Source organism: Pseudomonas sp. LBUM1646 (assembly GCF_059716165.1).
On the sequence record NZ_CP166810.1, the window covers coordinates 2,537,490 to 2,559,694 of the forward strand.

Consider the following 22,205-nt stretch of genomic DNA (forward strand, 5'->3'; position numbering starts at 1 on the left):
GGGCATTTGAATATACAAACAGGAGTTTTTGCGATGGCCCATCTCCCACCCCAGGCACTGGCGCAGTACATCGATCACACCTTGCTGGCGCCGGACGCCAGCCGCGAACAAATCGCCACCCTGTGCCGCGAGGCGGCGGAGCATGGCTTCTATTCGGTGTGCGTGAATTCCGGGCAAGTGCCCCATGCCGCGCAACATCTGGCGGGGTATAGCGTCAAGGTTTGCGCCGTGGTCGGTTTCCCGTTGGGCGCTGGGCTGAGCGAGAGCAAAGCCTTCGAAGCCGAGCGGGCGATTGCCGCCGGCGCTGGCGAGATCGACATGGTGTTGAACATCGGTTGGCTGAAGGACGGACTGTTCGCCGAGGTTCAGGACGATATCGCGCAGGTCAAACAGGCCTGCGGCAGTGTGCCGCTGAAAGTGATCCTGGAAACCTGCCTGCTCACCGACGCAGAGAAAGTGAAGGCCTGCGAAATCTGTCGTGAGCTGAATGTAGCGTTCGTCAAAACCTCCACCGGTTTCAGCCGCAGCGGCGCCACCGTCGCAGACGTCGCCCTGATGCGCCGCACCGTGGGTGCGGACATCGGCGTCAAGGCCTCGGGCGGCGTGCGCGATTACCCGACCGCCCTGGCGATGATCGAGGCCGGCGCGACCCGCTTGGGCAGCAGCTCCGGCATCGCGATCATCGGTGGCGCGCAGTCGGCGGGCGAGGGCTACTGATCAGTCCATCTGCAACACAATCTTGCCGATGTGATCGCCAGCTTCCATCCGCGCATGGGCTTGCGACGCGTCGGTAAACGGGTAGACCTTGTCGATCATCGGCAAGCAACGCCCGGCCGACAGCACTGGCCAAACGTATTCGTACAGCCCTTGGGCGATGGCGGCTTTTTCTTCCTGGGTGCGTGAGCGCAGCAGTGAGCCGGTAATGATCGCGCGCTTGGCCATGATCGCCAGCAGGTCGACACCGTCGGCGTGGGCGCCGCCGAGGAAGCCGAGCATCACCAATCGACCTTCCATCGCCAGGGCAGCGACGTTGTTGTTGAAGTACGAGCCGCCCATGATGTCGAGGATCACGTTGACGCCTTTGCCGGCGGTTTTTTCGGCGATGACTTGGGCGAAATCCTGATCGCGATAGTTGATCGCCTTGGCCCCGAGCTTGCGGATCGCGTCGCACTTTTCCTCGCTGCCAGCGGTGGCGAACGCCTCGACCCCGAACTCGCGGCAGAGCATCAGCGCAGTGGTGCCGATGCCGCTGGTGCCGCCGTGAATCAAGGCGCGTTGGCCTTTGCTGGCACCGCCCATTTCAAACAGGTTGGCCCAGACCGTGAAGAAGGTTTCCGGGATCGCGGCGGCTTGAATCCAGTCCATGTCATCGGGGATCGGCAGGGTCTGGCTGGCCGGGGCGATGCAATATTGTGCATAGCCGCCGCCATTGGTCAGCGCACAGACCTTGTCGCCCAGCACAAACTCAGTGACCCCTTTGCCGATGGCGACCACTTCACCCGCCACTTCCAGGCCGGGAATCGGGCTCATGCCGGGTTTCATCGGGTACTTGCCGGCGCGCTGGATCACGTCAGGGCGATTGACCCCAGCGGCGTGGACGCGGATCAGCACTTCACCGACGGCGACCGTGGGCATCGGCACGTCGCGCGGTTGCAGGACTTCAGGGCCGCCGGGCTGGGTGATTTCGATCAGGGTCATGGTTTGGGGCAGGTTCATTTTCGGGTTCCTGTTGGGGAGGTGGCTATCAGGTGGGACCGTGTGTTGTGGTTGAAGATCAAAAGATCGCAGCCTCGTTGCTCTCGACAGCTCCTACAGGGGGGCTGCGATCTTTGATCCTGGCGATCAACCGCATCGCTAACTCCAAGACCAATGCAACCACAATGGCCCCGCAGGCAATCACAAACAACAACGCGTGATGCCCGCCACTGGCATTGAATATCGCCGAATAGGCAAACCCGGTCAGCGCTTGAAACGTGGCAAACGACACCGTGGCGCGGCTCCAGGCAATTTGCTGTTGATGATGGTTGGGCACCAGTTCATGCACCCGGGCCAGTGCCAGCGGCACGATGCCCGGCGGGAATGAACCCAGGATCACCGCCAGCAACGCCAGGGCTATGAAAGAACTGGAAACCGCCAGCAACGCCAAGGCCATCGCCTGCATCACCAGCACTATCCGAATGCTCAACCGCGCGCCGAGTTTGTCGGCGAGAAAACCATAGCTCACCGGCCCGACAATCGCGCCCAAGCCGTACATGACCCAGATCAGCGCACCCACATGTGCCCCGGCGCCGAGGCCGCGAGCGACGAAATCCACCAGGAACACCATCGCCGGCACGAGCCCGGCCGCCATGAATGCGTATTGCGCGAACAACAAGTAAAGGCCCGGCGGGGCTGGCGTCTTCGTGCTGTCGCTATTCACCGGTGCGGCGTGTTGCGGCGTTGAGGACGGCCAGCCAAACCAGCTCGCGACGGTCAACATCAGCGCCAGCAAACCAAGACCGAACCAGGTGTTCTGCAAACCCAGGCTCAGCAGCGGCGGCACAATCGTCCCCGAACCGGCAATGCCCAGGCCGATGCCCAGAAAAATCGCACCACTGGCCAAGCCCCTACGGGACACCGGCACATGCGGCAATACGGTCGCCGCCACCAACACCATGATCGCGCCACCGGCAACACCCGACAGCAAGCGCCAGCCGAAGAACCAGCTCACCGACAACGGAAAGCCACAGGCAAAAAATGACAACGTCACCGCGAGCATCATCAGGCGCAGAGCGGTGCTGTTGCCCATCCGCCTGGCCAGTGGATGACCGATCAGCGCGCCAATCAGGTAACCCACCAGATTGGCGGCACCGAGGTACACCACGTCATTGGCGGAAAACCATTGCGCCTGGATCAACGACGGAATCAGCGGTGTGTAGGCAAAACGCGCCAGGCCAATGCTGACCAGGCTGGCGCAGAGGCCGGCGAAGATTGGCAGCCAGATCGCGCTCGGCGGGGTGGTTGAAGTGCTGTGCATGAGAACTGTCCTGTGAGGTTATCTCTGGCGTCCAGCGTATCGAGGTTTATTGATGCAGTAATGCAGCGATTTCGCGCTACAGTGATGCAAATACGCATTGTCGGGAGAGCGGTATGAATTGGGATGACGCGCGGGTGTTTCTCGCCGTTTGCCGAGAGTCGACATTACGTGGTGCGGCGCGGGTGCTGGGGGTCGATCAGGCCACGGTCGGGCGGCGAGTCACGGCGCTGGAGAAGTCCTTGAGTGCGACGCTGTTCCTGCGCACCTCCGAAGGCTACGCACTGACGGCGGTGGGGGAAGCGGCGTTGCAGGCCGTGGAAAAAATGGAGGTGTCGGCGTTGGAGCTGGAACGACAAATCCTCGGCCTCGACGATCGGCTGACCGGCACCGTACGGGTCAGCACCACCGATTCACTGGCCATCGATTTCCTGATCCCGGCGATTGCCCGGTTGCACGACAAACACCCGGACGTGCGGGTGCAACTGGACGCGTCCACGCAAATGATTAGCCTGGCCAAGCGCGAAGCCGATATTGCGGTGCGCAACGCCCGGCCGGACAACCCGGACCTGATCGCCCGACGCATTGCGCGCTGGCCGGTGGGGCTGTATGCCTCCCAAGGCTACGTGGACACCCATGGCGTGCCCGAGCCGGGTTCGGCGTTTGAAGGGCATGATTTGGTGGTGTATCAGCCGTATCTGGCGGGCAATAAGGAGATGACGCTGGTGTCGGAACCGTTGACCCGTGGGCGGATTGTGTCGAGCCTGGGGTCGGGGTTGTTGGTGCGTCGATCGATTGCAGCGGGGATCGGGCTAGGCGAGATTCCGGTGTACATGGGCGAGCGGGATGGGCTGGTCCGGCTGTGGCCGGAGCGTACGCGGCCGGTGCCTTACGATGTATGGCTGGTGACCCATGCGGATCTGCGGCATACGGCGCGGGTGAGGGCGGTGATTGATGAGATTGTCGCCGGGTTTTCCGGCACGGGTGAGTACCCCCCGTAGCAGCTGTCGAGCCCCAGCGAGGCTGCGTTCGGCGGCGAAGCCGTCGTCAATCCGGCTACCTCGGTTTACCTGAAACACCGCGATGGCTGATTTTACGACGGCTTCGCCGCCGGACGCAGCCTCGCCGGGGCTCGGCAGCTGCTACGGGGGCATGTTGCTGTTAAGGCATTTCCGGCAATTCCTGCGGCCGCAAATCAAACACCAAAACCTCGGCATCCACGCCATTGCTCAAGCTCAACACCTGCTCATCCCGAACCCGTACGCCGTCGCCTTCCTGCAATTGCACGCCGTTGAGCTCGACACTGCCACGAGCAACATGCACATAGGCGTAGCGGTTGGCCGCCAGTTCCAGGGTTGCGCTTTCCTTGCCGTCGAACAGCCCGGCATACACCCGCGCATCCTGGCGCACCGACAGCGAACCCTTGGCCCCGTCCGGGGAGATGATCAGTGCCAGACGGCCACGTTTTTTCTGGGTGCTGAAATGCTCTTGCTGATAACGCGGTTTGGCGCCGCTGACCTCAGGCACGATCCAGATTTGCAGGAAGTGCACGCCACGGGTGGCCGAGTGGTTGTACTCGCTGTGGGCCACGCCGCTGCCGGCGCTCATCAATTGCACATCGCCGGGGCGGATCACCGAACCGGTGCCCAGGGTGTCCTTGTGTTCCAGGGCACCTTCGAGCACATAGGAGAAAATCTCCATGTCCCGGTGCGGGTGCTGGCCAAAACCTTTGCCGGCCGCCACGCGGTCATCGTTGATCACCAACAGGTCGGAAAAACCCTGCTCTTTCGGGTTGCGATAGTTGGCGAAGGAAAAGGTGTGGAACGACTTCAACCAACCGTGATTGGCTGCGCCGCGATCCGAGGCTTTGCGAAGGGTCAGCATGATGAAATCTCCTGTCAGGACGTGAATTCGTCCGAGTAAGGAGAAGGTTAATGGTTACTGGCGGATGCAATAAGTAGATGAAAATTGAAATACTGTCTCGCTCAGGTTGACAGTTTTGTGGGCGGGGTCACGTATTCATATCCAACACAATCGCCACACTTGGCCATAATGCACACCACATAACCCCTGTAAGAGCGAAGCTTGCTCGCGAAAGCGGTCGTATATCAGGCGACGATGTTGACGGTCAGATCGCTATCGCGAGCAAGCTTTGCTCCTACAAGGATTCTTCTTCGGCCTTCGATGATGTTAAACCCATGAAAACCGTGGCAATGGTGCTGTTCCCCAACTTTCTGCTGCTCGACATGGCCGGGCCGATGGAGGTGTTTTCCATCGCCAACCGTTACCTGGACCCGGCCGACCACTACGTGTTGTCGATGATCGGCACCGAGCACGGTCCGTTGCGGGCGTCCAATGGCGTCAATGTCCAGGCCGACGTGCACATCGATCAGGCCAGCGAACACTATGACCTGCTGCTGATCCCCGGCGGCCCCGGCGCCTATAACGACAAACCGCAACCCTTGCTTATCTGGCTGCGGGGCGCCGTCACCCGCGCCGAACGCTATGGCTCGATCTGCACCGGCGCGTTCGTGCTGGGGCATGCCGGCCTGTTGGACGGTTATCGCGTCACCACCCACTGGCACTACACCGAACGGCTGATCAAGGGCTTTCCGAAGGCGACGGTCGAGACCGATCAGATCTACGTCGAGGACCGCAATCTCATCACCTCTGGCGGCGTCACCGCCGGCATCGACCTGGCGTTGGCGGTGGTCGCTCAGGACCACGGCAAAAAAGTCGCCCAGGACGTGGCCAAGGTGCTGCTGGTGGTGATGAAACGCCAGGGCGGGCAGGCGCAGTTCAGTCCGTTGCTGGCCACGGTCGCTCCCCAGGAAACCCCCATCACCCGCGTGCAGAACTACGTGCTCGAACACCTCGACGAAGCCTTCAGCATCGAGCGCATGGCGAGCCTGGCGAACATGAGCTCGCGACACTTCGCCCGGCTGTTTGCCAGGGAAGTGAGCCTGACGCCCATGGAGTTCCTGCAAAGTGCACGCATCGACCATGCCCGGCAGTTGCTGGAAACCAGCGACGCGCCGCTCAAGACCGTGGCCTACAAAAGCGGCTTCGGCAGCGTCCGCCACATGCGGTTCCTGTTCAGTGAAAAACTCGGTTTGACCCCCGCGCAATACCGCGAACAGTTCAGCTAGAGCCTCTGTGTCTGTATTGCGCACCGTGATGTCCGTATCGCTCCCCGCGCGGTCGTTGTGCGGTCATCGATGCCTGCCAAGATACCGGTGAACTCTTTGCGATGGAGATGCGGGAGCCTGATTGGACGTGTGCGATGGATCTTGCAGTACCTTGAGCCCGATCAGGTCTTCAGCACGTGAACGTGCATGAACAGCCTTACAGATTTAATCAGCGATGCGGTGCTGCGCTTCGGCCCCTACGCGTTCCATCCCAGCCAACGGCTGATCCTGGAAGGGGATCGGCCGCTGCGCATGGGCGGGCGCGCACTGGACATTTTGCAGGTGTTGGTCGAGCGCGCCGGGCAAGTGGTCAGCAAGGACGAGCTGATCGCCCGGGTCTGGCCAACCTCGGTGGTCGAAGAGATCAACTTGCGAGTACACATTGCTGCGTTGCGCCGGGCCCTGGGCGATGGCCAGAACGACCAGCGCTACATCGTCAACATTCCCCAGCGCGGCTACAGTTTTATCGCCCCGGTGCAGCGCGGGACGCGGGTCTTCATCGACAGCATGCACAAGCCCCAGCACAACCTGCCGGCGCGGCTGACCTCGATCACCGGTCGAGATTCGATTGTCGGCAGCGTGGTGCGCCAGTTGCCGGTGCGACGGTTCATGACCCTCATCGGTCCGGCCGGCATCGGCAAGACCTCCGTGGCGTTGCGCGTGGCCGAGTTGCTGTTGCAGCACTATCGCGACGGCGTGTGGATCATTGATCTGGCGACGATCGACGACCCTTCGCAGGTCGCTGCTCACCTGACCGACACCCTGGAATTCGACGCAGGACTGGCCTCGCGGCATGCCTTGCTGGTGCTCGATAACTGCGAGCACCTGCTCGAACGCTGTCGCACCTTGGTCGACGACCTGCTGGCCACAGCGCCACGCCTGTCGATCCTGGCCACCAGCCGCGAACCGCTCCAGGCACGGGACGAAACCGTGCTGCGCCTGCCGCCCCTGGCGGTGCCGCCAGCCTCGGCGTTGTACAGCGTGACCGAGGCGATGGGCTATTCGGCGGTGCAACTGTTTGTCAGCCGCGCCCGCGCCCGGCAACAAGGTTTCACCCTGCGCGAACAAGACCTCAAAGCCGTGCGCGATATCTGTCGGCGCCTCGACGGTTTGCCCTTGGCCATCGAACTGGCCGCTGCACAAATCGATGCCTTGGCGCTGGTGGGCCTGCAAGCGCAACTGGACAACTGCTTCCAGCTGCTGACCCAGGGCCGGCGCACCGCCGTGCCACGCCATCAGACCCTCAAGGCCGCGCTGGACTGGAGCTACGAACGCCTGAGTCCGCTTGAGCAAATGGTGTTGCAGCATCTGGCGGTGTTCAAAATGGCCTTCACCCTCGATGCGGCGATTGGGGTGATCAGTTGTGCCGTGTTGCCGCCCATGCACCTGTTGGCGATGGTCGAACGACTGGCGCGCAAATCGCTGCTGTCGGTGGAACAGGTCAATGGCACACCGCGTTATCGCTTCCTCAATACCACGCGCACCTATGCCCTGGAGAAACTCGAAAACAGCGGTCATTTGCGGGCGCTCGAATTGAGCCACGCGCACTACAACAGCCGGGCGCGCAGAATCTCAGACGTGCAGTTGCCCGCGGAGCTCATCGAGTAAGTGCCGCACTTTCGTCAGGTCCGGCGTGGCGAAACCTTCAGTGAACCGGCCATAAATCGGCGCCAGCAGTTCATAGGCTTGCCGGTAATGACCCTGACGCTGCCAAAGCTGCGTCAGTGAAGTAGCGCTGCGCAGCTCCCAGGCCAACGCCCCCTGATCTTTCGCCACCGCCAAGGCTTTCAGCAGCACAGCTTCGGCCTCGTCCGGGCGCTTTTCGGTGAGTAGCGCATCGCCCCTGGCCCGAAAAATCTCCGCCGTGCTCCAACCGGCCGCGCCACTTTCCGCCCGCGCCAGCAATCCCTCATCCACAAAGCCACCGTCGAGAGTCACCATGATCTCTTTTACCAACCCGGCATTCGGTTGCACGGGCGGCGGTCCCTCGACGCCATCGATCACTTGCGCGTATTGCCGCGCCCAGTTGTAAAACAGCAGTACCGAATGCTTCTGCGCCTGCTCCAGCAATAGACGCAAGAGGTCGCGGGCAGTGGCGCTGTCGCCGTTGTACTGGGCGATCACACAACCGGCCAGCGCCAGGGTGTAGCAGATCGACGTGCCGTGGTTGATCTGCAGCGCAATGTCCAGCGCCTGACGCGCGGTGCGCCAGGCTTTCTCCGGGTGTCCTTGCAACCAGAGAATTCGCGCCAGAATGGTCAGGGCGGCAACGCTCTGATCGTACTGCACGCCAAAACCATGGGTGAAACGGTTGAGATGGCCGCTCTGGGTCATGCGTTGGATGACCTGCTCGGCGTTGTCCCGCGCCCGAGGCTGATCCCCGGAAAAGTGCAGGGCCAGGACCTGCAAACGGTGAGTGCTGAGCGACAACAGCGGGTCGCCCTGTAAACCCAATTGGTCGAATTGGCGACTTTGCTCCAGGGCCATTTGATAATTGCCACAACAGAGATTGACCGCCATGTGCCCGGACACCGCCCGCAGTTGGCCGGCGACGTCGTCGCAACGTTCGGCCAGGGTTCTGGCGCTGACGAAGGCGTCGACGGTTTCGGCGGTGCCACCCTGGGCGTGGTAGCAGCAACTGCCGAGGGCGAGCTTGAGGGCGATGGTCAGGCGCGGGCAGGGCTCGGCGGCGGCATCGAGCAATGCCAGGGATCGGCGCACGTACACGCCGTGTTCCTTGAGCAGCGACAGTTCTTGCCACAGCGGCATGGATGTAGCGGTCAAACGGATCGCCAACATCTGCGGCCCGTTCGCGTGCAAGCCCCATTCAAGGGCAACGCGAATGTCTTCCAGACCGCGGGCGTAGCGCTCGATCCACAGGTGGGTGGGGGTTTTTTCCCAGTCGTCCTGGGCCTGATCCATCAAGGCCAGGCAGCGTTCGGCATGCCGTTGCCGGGTGTCCGTGAGTTCGCGGGCCAGATGAAGTTTTTCCAGTGCGTAGCTGCGGGTGGTGTCGAGCAGGCGATAGAACACCTCTTCATCGCCAACCTCCACGTTCAGCAAGGACTTGGCCACTAATTGCGTGATCGAGGCAAACACCACGCTGGGCTCGATGTGCTCACCGACGATCACCGCTGCGGCGGAGTCCAGGGTGAAACTGCCCCTGAAAATCCCTAATCGGCGCAGGCAGGTCTGCTCGCAGGTGCTGAGCAGCTCGAAGCTCCAATCCAGGGTTGCGCGCAGAGTCTGATGACGGCCCAACGTCGCCTGTCCGCCCTGGGTCAGCAGGCGAAAACTGCCTTGCAGTTGCGTGTGCAAGCCACTGATACCGAGGTTCGCGACTTGCGCGGCAGCCAGTTCGATGGCCAGCGGAATGCCGTCCAAACGCTGGCAGATTTCGACCGCCAGCGGCAGCTCTTCATCGCTCAGCTCGAAGGTGTCGTGGCTGGCCATTGCCCGCTCGACGAACAGTTGCAGGGCGGAAAAACTCAGGGCCTGGGCGCGATCCAGCACAGCGATCGGCGGCGGGCAATCGAGGGATTCCAGGCGCTGCACATATTCGCCTTCGGCCCGCAGACTCTCGCGGCTGGTGGCCAGGATGTGCACCTGTGGCGCGCTGCGCAGGATGCTTTCGCAGAGCAGCGCAATCGCATCGATCAGGTGTTCACAGTTATCGATCACCAACAGCATCTGCCGCTCGCGCAGGAAGGTCGCCAGGCCGTTCATCGGCTCGTTATCGTGCAGGGCCAGGTCCAGCAGCGTCGCCAGGTGCGCGCTGATCATCGCCGGGTCATTCAGCGGGGCGAGGTCCAACAGGCGAATGCCGTCGCGGTAGTGACCGATCAGCTGCTCGGCCACCCGCAGGGCGACGGTGGTCTTGCCGATGCCGCCGGGACCGACCAGGGTGATGAAACGCTGGCGGGCCAGGTGCGTGACCACACTGTCCACCAGGTGCTGGCGCCCGATCATGCGGGTGCGGCGCACCGGCAGGTTATGCCGGCGTGGTTCGTGAATCACGTCGTCCGGACCTTGCACGGCGGACTCCACAGAAAACGGTGCGACAAAACTGTATCCACGTTGCGCCACGGTGACGATGTAGCGCTGCCCGGCCTGACCGTCGCCCAACGCCTTGCGCAGTGCTGCCATGTGCACGCGCAAATTGATGTCTTCGACCACGCTTTTGGGCCAGACCTGCGCGATCAATTGCTGCTTGCTGACCACATTCCCGGCGTGCTCCAGCAGGATCAACAGAATATCCATGGCGCGTCGACCCAAGCGCAAAGGCTGGTCGCCTTCCAGCACCAGGCGTTGTCCGGAGTAGATCCGGTAAGGGCCGAAATGGATGGCCTGTTCGGGGGAAAGGGTCAACGGGTCACTCCTGCTTGCATCCGTCTAGTACGCGGTTTTCGAGCATATTCCTCAGGATTGTCCGGCAGCGCAATGAGGGCTCGACTGACTGTCAGGTGTTCGCTGCGACTGGGACGTTCCCGCTGTCGTTGGTCGCTCCGTATTTATTGGGCGTGAGTGTGACAAACAGAGCAGCGCGGCGCTGGCCGCGGATTTGAAAATTAACAACGTTTAACTCGTCGCGAGTCAGGTCTACGCCCAAAACTCTAACGCTTCAAGTCCAACGAAGACCGCTGTCTTCGCGTTGTAAAGGGAATGGACACTTCTGGAGGATGCCGGAATGAGCGATGTCGTGGTGGTCTATCACAGTGGCTACGGGCACACCCGGGTCATGGCCGAAGCCGTGGCCCTGGGCGTGGAACGGCACTTGGGCAGCACCTGCCGGCTGATTTCGGTGGAGGACGTGGACACGCAATGGGAGCGCCTGCACCGGGCCGACGCGATCATCTTCGGTGCCCCGACCTACATGGGCAGCGCTTCGGCGTCCTTCAAGGGTTTCATGGAGGCCACGTCCGCCTTCTACCTCGCCCAGCCGTGGCGCGACAAACTCGCGGCAGGCTTCACCAATTCCGGCTGCCTGTGCGGCGACAAACTCAACACCTTGCTACAGATGGCGGTATTCGCCGCCCAGCATTCGATGATCTGGGTCGGCCTCGACCTGTTGCCGGCACGCAGCAGCACCGGTCTGTTCGACGGGCAACTCAATCGCCTCGGCAGCTCGCTGGGGGCCATGGCCCAGTCGAACGTCGAGCAATCCCCCGACGACGCACCACCGCCCGAAGATCGCTGTACCGCCGCGCATCTGGGCGAGCGGGTCGCGCGTCTTGCCGAGCGCCTGCATCACTCACCGCTTTGATACATCCCACAAAAAAGGAGCACGCCACATGAGCACATTCACCACCCGCGACGGCACCGAGATTTACTACAAGGACTGGGGCACTGGTCAGCCCATCGTCTTCAGCCATGGCTGGCCGCTGAATGCCGACAGCTGGGAATCGCAGATGATTTTTCTGGCGTCCAAGGGCTATCGGGTTATTGCCCATGACCGCCGTGGTCATGGCCGCTCGAGCCAGCCGTGGTCGGGTAACGACATGGACACCTACGCCGATGACCTGGCGCAATTGATCGAGTTGCTGGACCTGAAGGATGTCGTGCTGTTCGGCTTCTCCACCGGCGGCGGCGAAGTGGCGCGCTACATTGGTCGCCACGGCACTGGCCGGGTGGCGAAAGCCGGGCTGATTTCTTCGGTACCGCCGCTGATGCTCAAGACCGAGGCCAATCCTGGTGGCTTGCCTCTGGAAGTGTTCGACGGCATTCGTCAGGCCTCTTTGGTGGACCGTTCGCAGCTGTACAAAGACCTCGCCGCCGGTCCGTTCTTCGGCTTTAACAAACCGGATGCCAAGCCTTCACAGGGCATGATCGACTGGTTCTGGCTGCAAGGCATGACGTCGGGTCACAAGAACGCTTATGACTGCATCAAGGCATTCTCGGAAACCGACTTCACCGAGGATTTGAAGAAGTTCGACGTACCGACGCTTGTGGTGCATGGCGATGCGGATCAGGTGGTACCGATTGAGGCGGCGGGGATTGCTTCGGCCAGATTGGTGAAGGGCTCGACGCTGAAGGTGTATCCGGGTGCGCCCTATGGTTTGACCGATACCCATAAGGATCAGCTCAACGAAGATCTGTTGGCGTTTTTGAAGGCTTAATCAAGATCAAAAGATCGCAGGGTTCGCCAGCTCCTACGATGTGCGCATACACCGATATTCAAGGGTGTGCGCAAGACCCTGTAGGAGCTGTCGAAGGCTGCGATCTTTTGCCCTCGAAGGTAGGTGTGCGCACCACCTTGCACCGCCACGCAAACGGATTGATGCCTTCGCTGCGGGTAAAAATATGGCAAAAATGCGCCTGATCGCAAAATCCGCATTCCAGACTAATCTGCGTCAGGGTCAGGTCAGTATCGCGAATCAATTGCTTGGCTTTGGCGATGCGCTGGCAACGTATCCAGTCTTGCGGCGACAGCCCGGTGCTGCACTTGAACGCCCGGGAAAAATGACTGCGCGACAGCGCACAGGCCTGGGCCAGTTCGGTCACTTCCAGGCTGTCGCTCAGGCGTTCGAGGATCAGTTGCTTGACCAGGTTTTCGCGCCAGGGGGCGAGGCCGCCGGTGCTGGTTTTTTGCGGCGACGTGGCGGACGCCCTGACGGCGTAATGCTGAACATGGGCCATGACAAGTATCCGTGTCGGTGGGAATGCGCGGGCGCACTGCACGGTGGATCAGCACCTTCCATTTTGCAGAAAGCAGGTGTGTGCAGTGGGCTTCATTTTTGGCCGCGGGGCGTTGGCAGGCGAGTTAAACGTTGTTAATTCCTTGCCCGGTTCGGGGCGAAGAAACCGCGCTAACTCAGCACATCGCTGCAAGTGTGCGAGGGCCGGGGCAGTGCAACATGGGGTACGTATGGCGGGCCTGGGCGGGCCGCTTTCCTCCGGTACATCAAAGGTGAAGGCATGAAGCATTCTCTGGTTTGCACACTGGGCCTGGCGGTTGCGCTGGCGTCCGGGATTTCGATGGCAGCGGCACCGGCCCAGGTCGGTACACAGGTGCCCGGTTACTATCGATTGGCGGTCGGTGATTACGAAGTCACCGCATTGTTCGACGGGTATAACGACCTGTCTCCAAAACTGCTCAAGGGCCTGACCCAGAGCCAGATTCGTGCACTGTTAGCCCGTCGTTCGATTGAAACGCCCGGCGTGCAAACCGCGTTCAACGCGTTTCTGGTCAACACCGGCAAGCAACTGATCCTGGTGGATACCGGGGCAGGGCAGTGCATCGGCGCCACCGCCGGCATGCTCTCAGACAACATGAAAGCGGCGGGTTATCAGCCGGAACAGGTCGACACCATTCTGTTGACCCACCTGCATCTGGACCATGTCTGCGGCTTGGTCGACGGTCAGCAGAAGCCAGTGTTCGCCAACGCCACGGTCTACGCCGCCAAGGCCGAAGCCGATTACTGGCTCGATCCGCAAGCACTCACCAAAGCGCCTGAAGGCGCCAAGCCGTACTTCAAAATCGCCCAGGACTCGACCGCTCCGTACGTCGCGGCGGGCCGCTTCAAGACCTTCGACGCCGGCCAGTCACCGGTGCCGGGTGTCGAGGCAACGCTGGAGGCCGGGCATACGCCGGGCAGCACCACCTATCGCTTCACCTCTCAGGGCCAGAGCATTCTGTTCATGGGTGACCTGGTGCATAACCTGGCCGTGCAATTCCTGCACCCCGAGGTGTCGATCGGTTTTGACGTCAACAGTCAGCAAGCGATCAAGAGCCGCAACAAGGTCTTCACCGATGCCGCGACCAGCAAGACCTGGGTAACGGCCGCACACTTACCGTTCCCGGGCATCGGTCATATCGCCGCCGAAGGCAAACATTTCCAATGGGTGCCTGTGGAATACGGTCCCTACAAACGAGCGGCGAAAGTGCCGTTGATCGAGTAAAGTCCGAGAGCCTCGTGCCTGGTTGACCACACAAATGGACCGTCCCTATGAACCGTAACGATCTGCGCCGCGTCGACATGAACCTGCTGGTGATTTTCGAAGCCCTGATGTTCGAAAAGAACCTGACCCGGGTCGCCGAAAAACTCTTCATGGGCCAGCCAGCAGTGAGTGCCGCGCTGGGGCGTTTGCGCGATCTGTTCGACGACCCGTTGCTGCTGCGCAACGGTCGCGGCATGGAGCCGACGGCGCGGGCGCTGGCGATTCTCAAGGAACTGCAACCGGCGATGGACGTGATCTCCGGCGCGGTCAGCCGGGCCAAGGAATTCGAACCGGCCAGCAGTTGTGATGTGTTTCGCATCGGGCTCTCGGACGATGCCGAATTTGGCTTGTTCCCACCGTTGTTGAGCCAGTTGCGGGAAGAGGCGCCGGGGATCATCGTCGTCGTGCGCCGGGCCAACTACTTGCTGATGCCGGCATTGCTGGCCTCCGGGGAAATCTCCGTGGGCGTCAGCTACACCACCGATTTGCCGGCCAATGCCAAGCGCAAGAAACTGCGGGATATTCCCTGCAAGGTGCTGCGCGGGGACAAACGGCCCGGCCCGCTGACGTTGGACGAATACTGCGAACGGCCGCACGCGATGGTGTCGTTTTCCGGGGACTTGAGCGGCAATATCGATTTGGACCTGGCCAAGATTGGTCGCTGCCGGCGGGTGGTGTTGGGTGTTCCGCAGTTCAGCGGTTTGCGCGCATTACTGGCTGGCACCGAAATGATCGCTACTGTGCCGGATTACGCCGCGTGCGCCTTGGTCGAAGGCTGTGCACTGCGAGCCGAAGACCCACCGTTTGAAATCGAGGCGGCACAGTTATCGATGGCCTGGAGCGGCGTACACGATAACGACCCGGCAGAGAAATGGTTGCGCTCGCGCATCAGCCAATTCATGTCCGAACCGCTCAACATCCCGAGCCCGTAACCCCAGACAAACACACATGATCGTTCCCACGCTCCCGCGTGGGAATGCCTCTATGGACGTCCGCGTTCGGCTCTGGAAGGGACGCGGAGCGTCCCGGGCTGCATTCCCCCGCAGAGCGTGGGAACGATCAGAACCGCTCAACATCCCGAGCCCGTAACCCCAGACAAACACACATGATCGTTCCCACGCTCCCGCGTGGGAATGCCTCCACGGACGCTCCGCGTTCGGCTCTGGATGGGACGCGGAGCGTCCCGGGCTGCATTCCCACGCAGAGTGTGGGAACGATCAGAACCGCTCAACATCCCGAGCCCGTAACCCCAGACAAACACACATGATCGTTCCCACGCTCCCGCGTGGGAATGCCTCCACGGACGCTCCGCGTTCGGCTCTGGATGGGACGCGGAGCGTCCCGGGCTGCATTCCCACGCAGAGCGTGGGAACGATCAGAACCGCTCAACATCCCGAGCCCGTAACCCCAGACATACACACATGATCGTTCCCATGCTCCCGAGTGGGAATGCCTCCATGGACGTCCGCGTTCGGCGCTGGATGGGACGCGGAGCGTCCCGGGCTGCATTCCCACGCAGAGCGTGGGAACGATCAGAACCGCTCAACATCCCGAGCCCGTAACCCCAGACAAACACACATGATCATTCCCACGCTCCCGCGTGGGAATGCCTCCACGGACGCTCCGCGTTCGGCTCTGGATGGGACGCGGAGCGTCCCGGGCTGCATTCCCACGCAGAGCGTGGGAACGATCAGAACCGCTCAACATCCCGAGCCCGTAACCCCAGACATACACACATGATCGTTCCCATGCTCCCGAGTGGGAATGCCTCCATGGACGTCCGCGTTCGGCGCTGGATGGGACGCGGAGCGTCCCGGGCTGCATTCCCACGCAGAGCGTGGGAACGATCAGAACCGCTCAACATCCCGAGCCCGTAACCCCAGACATACACACATGATCGTTCCCATGCTCCCGAGTGGGAATGCCTCCACGGACGCTCCGCGTTCGGCGCTGGATGGGACGCGGAGCATCCCGGGCTGCATTCCCACGCAGAGCGTGGGAACGATCAGAACCGCTCAACATCCCGAGCCCGTAACCCCAGACATACACACATGATCGTTCCCATGCTCCCGAGTGGGAATGCCTCCATGGACGTCCGCGTTCGGCGCTGGATGGGACGCGGAGCGTCCCGGGCTGCATTCCCACGCAGAGCGTGGGAACGATCAGAACCGCTCAACATCCCGAGCCCGTAACCCCAGACAAACACACATGATCATTCCCACGCTCCCGCGTGGGAATGCCTCCACGGACGCTCCGCGTTCGGCTCTGGATGGGACGCGGAGCGTCCCGGGCTGCATTCCCACGCAGAGCGTGGGAACGATCAGAACCGCTCAACATCCCGAGCCCGTAACCCCAGACATACACACATGATCGTTCCCATGCTCCCGAGTGGGAATGCCTCCATGGACGTCCGCGTTCGGCGCTGGATGGGACGCGGAGCGTCCCGGGCTGCATTCCCACGCAGAGCGTGGGAACGATCAGAGTCCCAATCCCCATGAAGATCCCCCGTAGGAGCAAGCTTTGCTCCTACGGGGTTGTGTGGTGGCCGGAGGGTTAGGAGTCACCCACAAAAAGAGCACGTACATTCAATTTTTCCCATTCCCACCCCGGCACTATCGGATCAAGTGCCGGCGAAGCCACGCCGGTGAATTTTTAAATGGAGCGCGCAGGCCATGAACGCATCGGCGTGGGATGAACGGGCTCGGGACTTCGGGCTTTTGTTTCTGCGGTTCAGCGGCGGGTTGTTTCTGCTGTGGGTGCACGGCTTGCCCAAATTGCTGCACTACAGCACCGAAGTGCAAAACATCGAAGACCCGTTCCACTTGGGCGCCAATCTCACGCTGATCCTGGCGATTTTCGCCGAGGTGTTGTGCCCGCTGCTGATCGTCGCCGGGGTACTGGTGCGTTTGGCGTGTTTGCCTATTCTGTTTCTGCTGCTGGTGGCGCTGTTGATCGTGCATCCGCAATGGAGCCTGTTCGAAGGGCAGTTCGGCTGGCTGCTGTTGATTGTGTTCACCAGCATCCTTATCGCCGGGCCGGGACGGCTGGCGCTCAATGACCGATTCGCCGGAGTTTTGCGTTATGCCTGAGTCCTCAAACACCCCAGCAACCACGCGGCCGGGTTTCGATGAGATCGTGACCCTGATCATCAAACATCGGGTCAAGGTCGGTTTTGAAGTGCCTTACGAAGCCTGGCTGCGCAACATCGTCAGCATCGCCGGGCAGCAGGAAGGGCACTTGGGCGTGGATGTGATGCGCGGCAAAAACGCCGGCCTCGACATGTACACCTGCGTGTTGCGGTTCTGTTCCACCGAGGCGATGCAACACTGGCTCGATTCGCCACAACGACTTGAACTGGTCAACGAAGCCACGCCGATGCTGGCCGACGGCGACCAGACCGAGGTCAACCCGGTCAATGAGTTCTGGTTCGCGCCAACGGTCGATGCCGCGTCGCCACCGCCGCCGCGCTGGAAACAGGCCGTGGTCACGTTGCTGGTGATTTTGCCGCACACCTTGCTGGTGCCGCTGCTCTGGGGACCGCTGCTCAAGCTCCACCCCCTCCTGTCCAATTACGTGGTCGCCACGTTCCTGATCACCGTGACCATCGTGGTGTCGGTGGTGTACCTGTTCATGCCCAGGGCGACCCGATTGTTCGCGCCCTGGTTGTCTCACTCCACTGCGAAGAAGGAACCGTGATGAACGCCGATCTGATTCTGTTCAATGGCCAATTCCATACCGTTGACCGCGAAAACCCGCTGGCCAGTGCCGTAGCGATCAGCGACGGCCGCTTTGTCGCGGTCGGCACCGATGCCGAGGCCATGGCCCTGCGCGGTTCAGGCACCCAGGTCATCGACCTCAAGGGCCGCTGCGTCATCCCCGGCCTCAATGACTCGCACTTGCACCTGATCCGTGGCGGCCTGAACTACAACCTCGAACTGCGCTGGGAAGGCGTGCCTTCGTTGGTTGATGCCCTGCGCATGCTCAAGGATCAAGCCGACCGCACGCCGACCCCGCAATGGGTGCGCGTGGTCGGTGGCTGGAACGAATTCCAGTTCGCCGAAAAACGCATGCCGACCCTGGAAGAGTTGAACCAGGCCGCGCCGGACACGCCAGTGTTCGTGTTGCACCTCTACGACCGCGCCTTGCTCAACCGCGCAGCGCTCAGGGTCGCCGGTTACACCCGCGATACGCCGAACCCGCCGGGCGGCGAAATTGTCCGTGATGCCAACGGCAACCCGACCGGCATGCTGGTCGCGCGTCCGAACGCGATGATTCTCTACTCGACGCTGGCCAAAGGGCCGAAGTTGCCGCTGGAGTATCAGGTCAACTCAACCCGCCAGTTCATGCGCGAACTCAACCGCCTGGGCCTGACCAGCGCCATCGATGCCGGCGGTGGTTTCCAGAATTATCCGGACGATTACCAGGTGATCGAGCAGTTGGCCAAGGACCAGCAACTGACGATCCGCATCGCTTACAACCTGTTCACCCAGAAGCCGAAGGAAGAACTCAGCGACTTCAAGAACTGGACGTCGAGCGTGACCCTGCACCAGGGCGACGACTACCTGCGGCACAACGGCGCCGGCGAGATGCTGGTGTTCTCGGCGGCGGATTTCGAGGACTTCCTCGAACCGCGCCCGGACCTGCCGCAAACCATGGAAGACGAGCTGGAACCGGTGGTCCGCCACTTGGTTGAGCAACGCTGGCCGTTCCGTTTGCACGCCACTTACAACGAATCCATCAGCCGCATGCTCGACGTGTTCGAGAAGGTCAATCGCGACATTCCGTTCAACGGTTTGCCGTGGTTCTTCGACCACGCCGAAACCATCACCCCGCAGAACATTGAGCGGGTGAGGGCGCTGGGTGGCGGCATTGCGATCCAGGACCGGATGGCGTTCCAGGGCGAATATTTCGTTGAGCGTTACGGTGCCAAAGCCGCCGAAGCGACACCGCCGATCAAGCGCATGTTGGCCGAGGGCGTACCGGTCGGCGCCGGCACCGACGCCACACGGGTGTCCAGCTACAATCCTTGGACCTCGCTGTACTGGATGGTCAGCGGCCGTACTGTCGGTGGTCTGGAGTTGCACGCCGAAGGTTTGTCGCGGCTGACCGCGCTGGAGCTGTTCACCCATGGCAGCGCCTGGTTCTCGTCCGAACAGGGCAAGAAAGGCCAGATCAAGATTGGCCAATTGGCCGATGTTGCAGCCCTCAGCGCCGATTTTTTCAGCGTCGACGAAGAGGCGATCAAGTGGATCGAGTCGGTGTTGACCGTGGTCGGCGGCAAGGTCGTGTACGCCGCCGGTGACTTCGAAAAACTCGGCCCGGCCAGCGTACCGGTGCTGCCGGACTGGTCGCCAGTGGTGAAAGTCCCCGGTCACTGGCGCCCGACGTCGCCGATGCAGGCTCAGGTTCACCATTGCAGCGGGCCGTGCGGCGTGCATTCCCACAGCCATGAAAAGGCGCGCCTGTCGAATGCGCCAGTCAGCGATTTTGCGGGTTTCTGGGGCGCCTTTGGCTGCTCGTGTTTTGCTTTCTAAACGCACATAAAAAAGCGCCGGCCCAACGTGCCGGCGCTCTAAGCACCATCCCACTACCGAGGAGTTTCACATGAGCAACGTTCCGTACAAACGCCTGAACAAAGACGACGCCGTTGTACTGTTGGTTGACCACCAGACCGGCCTGATTTCGCTGGTGCAGGATTTCTCGCCCAACGAATTCAAGAACAACGTGCTGGCCCTCGCGGACCTGGCCAAGTTCTTCAAGCTGCCGACCATCCTCACCACCAGTTTCGAAAACGGCCCGAACGGCCCGATGGTGCCGGAGCTCAAAGAACTGTTCCCGGACGCGCCGTACATCCCGCGTCCAGGCCAGATCAACGCCTGGGACAACGAAGACTTCGTCAAAGCCGTCAAAGCCACTGGCCGCAAGCAGTTGATCATTGCCGGTGTGGTGACTGATGTTTGCGTGACGTTCCCGACCTTGTCGGCCCTGGCTGAAGGTTTTGAAGTGTTCGTGGTCACCGATGCGTCGGGCACCTTCAACGAAACCGTGCAACAAGCCGCGTGGGCACGGATGTCGGCGGCCGGTGCACAACTGGTGAACTGGTTCTCGGTGGCCTGCGAGCTGCAAGGCGACTGGCGCAACGACATGGAAGGCCTGGCGAATCTGCTGTCGCCGCGTATTCCGAACTATCGCAACTTGATGAACAGCTATTCGGTGTTGACGGCGAAGTAAGTCTCGTCGCAAAAAAATGCCCGCCAATGTGCGGGCATTTTCTTGCCTGATGCAAACCTTTGTAGCAGCTGTCGAGCACCGCGAGGCAGCGTTCGACGGCGAAGCCGTCGCAAAACCGGACGCCGCGGTGTTTCAGGTAAAACGCGGAGGCAGGATTGGCGACGGCTTCGCCGCCGAACGCTGCCTCGCGGTGCTCGACAGCTGCTACACAAGGCCTGGCTCTATCTGTGCATCAGCGGCTTTGCAGCCACCCCAGAAAACCTCCTTTCTTGACCGGCACCGGCTGAGCCATCAACGCCAATCGACTGTTCTGCTGCCGCACCGCCTGCAATTTATTCAATGCCCGTCCGACCTCGCCACGCTGCTCCATGCAATCTCGGGTCAGGGACTTGTCGATCCGATAAATGATGCACGACGTCAGCGCCGTGAAGCAGGCCTGGGACGGTGTGTCGGTGAGGATGCTCTGTTCACCCATGACCTCGCTCGGCCCCATGCGCCCGGCTTCGGTGTGCTCGCTGCCGTCCGGCACGGTGGCACTGACTACGCCAGTGGCGATGACGAACAGACTGTCCGGTACTTCATTCAACTCCAGCACCACCTGACCCGCCGCATACTGCTGGGGCACCATCGCCTGGGCCAGTCGATCGCGTTCGTCTTCGCTCAATGAGCGAAAGATTTTCACTTCATCCAGCAACGCCCGTGCCCGGGTCGAAGGTTCGATCACGCCATCCAGTTGCCGGGAAATACCTGCCGCTTCCAGATGCCGATGGGCCAGGTCGAACAGTTGATTACGCACTTCACCCTTTTTCCCCAGCTCAGCGATAAAGCCGCTGGCCACGTACTCGGACATGGTTTCGCCGGCTTCTTTCAACACTGCTTTGGGCGCCGGATTCAGCAGCAACGTGCTGCTGCCCTGAAGCGTGCGATCCAGCGCATCCAGCACCCGACGCGGGCGAATGTGGTTGGGCACTTGAATGCTGATCGACACCCCGTGCAGGTTGCTCGGGCGGCTCAGGTTGACGATCTTCGCCTTGGCCGCCACCGAGTTCGGCACCACCGCCGTGGTGCCGGCGCTGGTGAGCAGATGGGTGGCGCGCCAGTCGATGTCCAGCACCTTGCCTTCCACGCCGTCGATCACCACAAAGTCATCCACCTGATACGGCTTGGTGGTGTTGAGCACGATGCCCGAAAACACATCGCTCAAGGTGCTTTGCAGCGCCAGACCGACCACGATCGCCACCACCCCGGACGTCGCCAGCAAGCCTTTGACTGGCAGCTCCAGCACATAACCGGCCGCCGCGACGATGGCCACCAGAAACACCAGCGCACCGATGACATCCTGCAGCAAGCGCCCGCTGTGACCGATGCGGCGCATCAGCACCAGGCCGATGACTTCGGTGAGCACCCGCGCGGCGTACAGCCACCAGATGATCCCCAACGCAGTGGCCCCCAGTTGCACTACGCGGTCATCGGCAAATATCGGCGCCTGTAACGGGCTGACGCCAGCATTGATGATCACCGCGCTGAAGATCAGGAACAGCGCCAGGCGCAGGCCGATGCGGGTGACGCGGTGCTTGAACGGGGCGAGGTGCCAAAGCAGGGCGTCGATCACCAGCAGCAGGGCGCTCCAGGAGAGGGGGTGGTCGTAGATGAGGGACATGGAGAACTCCGCTGAAAGTAAGATCGCATCCGGCCCCGTAGCAGCTGTCGAGCACCGCGAGGCAGCGTTCGGCGGCGAAGCCGTCGTAAAACCAGACACTGCGGTGTATCAGGTAAACCGAGGTGGCCGGATTGACGACGGCTTCGCCGCCGAACGCTGCCTCGCGGTGCTCGGC

General features: G+C 61.6%; 18 protein-coding genes. 12 read left to right on the forward strand and 6 right to left on the reverse strand.

Annotation, left to right across the window (positions count from 1 at the left end; translation table 11 throughout):
• The first annotated feature begins 33 nt into the window (after nt 1-33).
• Nucleotides 34-717, forward strand: coding sequence for a deoxyribose-phosphate aldolase (deoC, locus tag ACA071_RS11685; RefSeq protein ID WP_497644444.1), 684 nt, complete (start codon nt 34-36; stop codon nt 715-717).
• Here deoC and ACA071_RS11690 read toward each other — a convergent pair whose 3' ends face one another.
• Both ACA071_RS11690 and ACA071_RS11695 read right to left on the reverse strand, forming a co-directional pair.
• Nucleotides 718-1,716, reverse strand: coding sequence for an NAD(P)H-quinone oxidoreductase (locus ACA071_RS11690; RefSeq protein WP_497644445.1), 999 nt, complete (start codon nt 1,714-1,716; stop codon nt 718-720). It lies immediately after the preceding gene.
• Between the two features lie 58 nt (nt 1,717-1,774).
• Complete coding sequence (locus ACA071_RS11695; protein WP_497644446.1) at nt 1,775-3,016, reverse strand: YbfB/YjiJ family MFS transporter; 1,242 nt, start codon at nt 3,014-3,016, stop codon at nt 1,775-1,777.
• A 113-nt stretch (nt 3,017-3,129) separates the two neighbouring features.
• On the opposite strand from ACA071_RS11695, the gene ACA071_RS11700 reads away from it, so the two are divergent.
• Nucleotides 3,130-4,014 (forward strand): LysR family transcriptional regulator, encoded by an 885-nt coding sequence (locus ACA071_RS11700; protein WP_497644447.1) that lies wholly within the window; start codon nt 3,130-3,132, stop codon nt 4,012-4,014.
• 160 nt (nt 4,015-4,174) lie between these two features.
• On the opposite strand, the gene ACA071_RS11705 is transcribed toward ACA071_RS11700, so the two are convergent.
• Entirely contained in the window at nt 4,175-4,897 is a 723-nt protein-coding gene (locus ACA071_RS11705) for a pirin family protein (RefSeq protein WP_497644448.1), read from the reverse strand.
• A 314-nt stretch (nt 4,898-5,211) separates the two neighbouring features.
• Between ACA071_RS11705 and ACA071_RS11710 the strand changes: the two genes are divergently transcribed.
• Nucleotides 5,212-6,162 carry a GlxA family transcriptional regulator gene (locus ACA071_RS11710; RefSeq protein WP_497644449.1) on the forward strand — a complete coding sequence of 317 codons (951 nt, stop codon included), beginning with the start codon at nt 5,212-5,214 and terminating at the stop codon, nt 6,160-6,162.
• Between the two features lie 186 nt (nt 6,163-6,348).
• Nucleotides 6,349-7,809, forward strand: a complete 1,461-nt coding sequence (locus ACA071_RS11715; RefSeq protein WP_497644451.1) for an ATP-binding protein — start codon at nt 6,349-6,351, stop codon at nt 7,807-7,809.
• On the opposite strand, the gene ACA071_RS11720 is transcribed toward ACA071_RS11715, so the two are convergent.
• Entirely contained in the window at nt 7,774-10,569 is a 2,796-nt protein-coding gene (locus ACA071_RS11720) for an ATP-binding protein (RefSeq protein WP_497644452.1), read from the reverse strand. The genes ACA071_RS11715 and ACA071_RS11720 overlap by 36 nt on opposite strands.
• A 319-nt stretch (nt 10,570-10,888) precedes the next feature.
• Between ACA071_RS11720 and ACA071_RS11725 the strand changes: the two genes are divergently transcribed.
• Both ACA071_RS11725 and ACA071_RS11730 read left to right on the forward strand, forming a co-directional pair.
• Nucleotides 10,889-11,464: a flavodoxin family protein gene (locus ACA071_RS11725; RefSeq protein WP_497644453.1), complete on the forward strand. Its 576-nt coding sequence runs from the start codon at nt 10,889-10,891 to the stop codon at nt 11,462-11,464.
• A 28-nt stretch (nt 11,465-11,492) separates the two neighbouring features.
• Entirely contained in the window at nt 11,493-12,317 is an 825-nt protein-coding gene (locus ACA071_RS11730; protein WP_497644454.1) for an alpha/beta fold hydrolase, read from the forward strand.
• Between the two features lie 58 nt (nt 12,318-12,375).
• Here ACA071_RS11730 and ACA071_RS11735 read toward each other — a convergent pair whose 3' ends face one another.
• Nucleotides 12,376-12,837 carry a helix-turn-helix domain-containing protein gene (locus tag ACA071_RS11735; protein ID WP_497644456.1) on the reverse strand — a complete coding sequence of 154 codons (462 nt, stop codon included), beginning with the start codon at nt 12,835-12,837 and terminating at the stop codon, nt 12,376-12,378.
• A gap of 279 nt (nt 12,838-13,116) precedes the next feature.
• Between ACA071_RS11735 and ACA071_RS11740 the strand changes: the two genes are divergently transcribed.
• The 6 genes from ACA071_RS11740 to ycaC all read left to right on the forward strand — a co-directional run bounded on the left by ACA071_RS11740 (nt 13,117) and on the right by ycaC (nt 20,370).
• Complete coding sequence (locus tag ACA071_RS11740; RefSeq protein WP_497644457.1) at nt 13,117-14,100, forward strand: MBL fold metallo-hydrolase; 984 nt, start codon at nt 13,117-13,119, stop codon at nt 14,098-14,100.
• 47 nt (nt 14,101-14,147) lie between these two features.
• Nucleotides 14,148-15,071 (forward strand): LysR family transcriptional regulator, encoded by a 924-nt coding sequence (locus tag ACA071_RS11745; protein ID WP_497644458.1) that lies wholly within the window; start codon nt 14,148-14,150, stop codon nt 15,069-15,071.
• Nucleotides 15,072-16,811: 1,740 nt separating this feature from the next.
• Nucleotides 16,812-17,228 (forward strand): DoxX family protein, encoded by a 417-nt coding sequence (locus tag ACA071_RS11750; RefSeq protein WP_497644459.1) that lies wholly within the window; start codon nt 16,812-16,814, stop codon nt 17,226-17,228.
• Nucleotides 17,221-17,835 carry an antibiotic biosynthesis monooxygenase gene (locus ACA071_RS11755; protein ID WP_497644460.1) on the forward strand — a complete coding sequence of 205 codons (615 nt, stop codon included), beginning with the start codon at nt 17,221-17,223 and terminating at the stop codon, nt 17,833-17,835. Before ACA071_RS11750 ends, ACA071_RS11755 begins: the two co-directional genes overlap by 8 nt.
• Complete coding sequence (locus ACA071_RS11760) at nt 17,835-19,673, forward strand: amidohydrolase (RefSeq protein ID WP_497644461.1); 1,839 nt, start codon at nt 17,835-17,837, stop codon at nt 19,671-19,673. Before ACA071_RS11755 ends, ACA071_RS11760 begins: the two co-directional genes overlap by 1 nt.
• A gap of 70 nt (nt 19,674-19,743) precedes the next feature.
• Nucleotides 19,744-20,370, forward strand: coding sequence for an isochorismate family cysteine hydrolase YcaC (gene ycaC, locus ACA071_RS11765; protein WP_123513827.1), 627 nt, complete (start codon nt 19,744-19,746; stop codon nt 20,368-20,370).
• Nucleotides 20,371-20,602: 232 nt separating this feature from the next.
• Here the strand turns inward: ycaC and ACA071_RS11770 are convergent, their stop codons facing one another.
• The gene (locus tag ACA071_RS11770; RefSeq protein ID WP_497644462.1) at nt 20,603-22,030 is read right to left on the reverse strand and encodes a mechanosensitive ion channel domain-containing protein; all 1,428 of its coding nucleotides are present in this window, start codon (nt 22,028-22,030) and stop codon (nt 20,603-20,605) included.
• Nucleotides 22,031-22,205: the final 175 nt, after the last annotated feature.